At 60.2% G+C, this 2,110-nt stretch carries 2 protein-coding genes; both read right to left on the bottom strand.

Annotation, left to right across the window (positions count from 1 at the left end; translation table 11 throughout):
- Nucleotides 1-313: 313 nt before the first annotated feature.
- The gene (locus SX243_26090) at nucleotides 314-880 is read right to left on the bottom strand and encodes a hypothetical protein (protein ID MDY7096457.1); all 567 of its coding nucleotides are present in this window, start codon (nucleotides 878-880) and stop codon (nucleotides 314-316) included.
- Nucleotides 870-2,110, bottom strand: a 1,241-nt coding sequence (locus SX243_26085; GenBank protein ID MDY7096456.1) for an RHS repeat-associated core domain-containing protein, incomplete at its 5' end; no start/stop codon positions are given. The genes SX243_26085 and SX243_26090, both read right to left, overlap by 11 nt.

Genomic DNA, 2,110 nt, shown 5'->3' with positions numbered 1-2,110 from the left:
AAATTCCACCCATCCCTTCCGGGATCCACGCTCATGAACCGCTGCAGCGGGAACGCGCACGTCCGCCCCCGCATGTGGTCCGAGAGGCCATGGGTGTCCCGCTGGTGGCCGGTGTATTTGTACTCCTGCTCGTCGTCCTGGCCGGGGGCGTATTCGGTGCCGTAGGGGTAGTAGTGGTGCTTGCCGGTGACGGTGCCGAGGCCGTTGGTCAGGACTCTCGGGCTCCCCAGGTGGTCGGCGAAGAAGAAGCGGGCGCCGCCGCCGTGGGTGGTCTGGGGCGCGGCTCTCTGATTATTCCTCCGCGCAAGCTTCCCTACTCCGATTCTCCGCGGCTCCTAGCCTGCAGTGCCTTCTGAGCAAGTTCGAGCACTGATGTGGCGATGGCCTCTCGCAGACCCTCCTCTTCGACGCCCGCTTGAGCCGTGATTATTGAGGTGTCAGACCAGGAGGTAATCCTTCGGATTGGTGGCTCTTGGCATGAACTGCTCTCTCGGAGTAGGGCTGCAGGCTCGCGCAACTGAACATCGACTATCATGGCCGAGTAGGTATCCGTGGAGAGATTACGGAGCTCGCGTATGGCAATGATCACATGCTCCTTTGCACTGTCGTTCACGCGAATCCCATGCGACTGAAGCGCATCAATGGACACCTTAAGCGCATTTCGCTGGAGATCTCCGAGATCAAGGCCCTGGGGTGGCTCATACTGCAAGGCGCCCACCAAGACCTCGACCTTTACCTCCCTCAGAGAGGCGAGCTGGTGCTCGATAATACTTCCTGCTTTTAGGGAAGGTACCGGCGTGGTGGCCATTAGGAAGACCAAGACGATCATAAGGACCATACGGGAAATCGGCCGAAGAAGCGACTGCTGACTATTGAACATCTTTGACAAACTCCTCTGCATAGAGCTCTGAAGCGGTCTGGTTGTATTCCTCGGCGGTTGTCGCGCTCTGCGCTTCCTCTGCTTGCTGCCGGAACTGCTCGGGACTAACCAAGGCTTGTTCGATATGGCCTAGCTCGTGAAGCTTATCCTTCTTTGTAGCATTAGGACCCAACGTAACCGTGGCCATCGTTACATCGTTTGCGGCCTCTTCGTAGATCGTATCGGCGGCAGCTGTTCCAGCCTCGCCACCACCGGCCGCTTCGTAGGCTTGAATCATTGCTTCGGAGGAGGCCTCTCGGCCAAACTGTACAGTTGTGCTCGCCGCAAGGTCTAGGCCACCGGCAGTGGTCCCTGGGTTACCATGTTCGAAGAAGAGGTCTCGACCTGTTCCAGGGGCAAACGCATCGAGAACAGCCTTGAGTCTCGGCCTTTTCTTGGCGGTCTTCTGTATGAATCGCTCATCAGATCTGCTCGCGTATTTAACATCGAACCCATCCGGATCCACCAAATTCACCGGATTCCCCCGAGTATACGCATACAAATTCCACCCATCTCGCCCCGAATCCACACTCATAAACCGCTGCAGCGGAAACGCACAGGTCCGCCCCCGCATGTAGTCCGAGAGTCCGTGGGTGTCGCGCTGGTGGCCGGTGTACTTGTACTCCTGCTCGTCGTCCTGGCCCGGGGCGTACTCGGTGCCGTAAGGGTAGTAGTGGTGTTTGCCGGTGAGGGTCCCGAGGCCGTTGGTCAGGACCCTCGGGCTGCCCAGGTGGTCAGAAAAGAAGAAGCGGGCGCCGCCGCCGTGGGTGCGGGTGGCGATCAGGCCCAGGGGGCCGTGGAGGAAGTCCTTCTTGTGGGTCCAGACCTCGCCGGGATTGCCCGGCTGGTAGAGCCCGAACCCCAGAACCTCGTACTCGCGCAGAAGCGAGCCGCCCAAGTCCCGGTAGGTCATTTTGCGGACCCCAGTGGCGCCATCGAACTCCATCAGCCGGAGGTCGCCGGGGCCGTAGAGGTAGATGTACTCCTGGAAGGTGCCGTCGGGGAAGGTTCGCTTGTAGCGCTGCTGCATGTTCAGCGCGTCGTAGGTCCACTCCCGCACGGGGCTCACCCCATCGGCTTGGAAGCCCGCGCGGACCAGGTTCCCGGCGCCGTCGTAGAAGTGGTTGACGCCGTCGATGGTTTTGCCCAGCTGGCGGTTCTTGCCGTCGACCATCCAGTACTGCCAAGGCT

This window comes from Acidobacteriota bacterium, from assembly GCA_034211275.1.
In the GTDB taxonomy this organism is placed as follows: domain Bacteria; phylum Acidobacteriota; class Thermoanaerobaculia; order Multivoradales; family JAHZIX01; genus JAGQSE01.
Note: the sequence above shows the minus strand (reverse complement) of the source record. Positions and strands in the feature narration are given on the sequence as shown.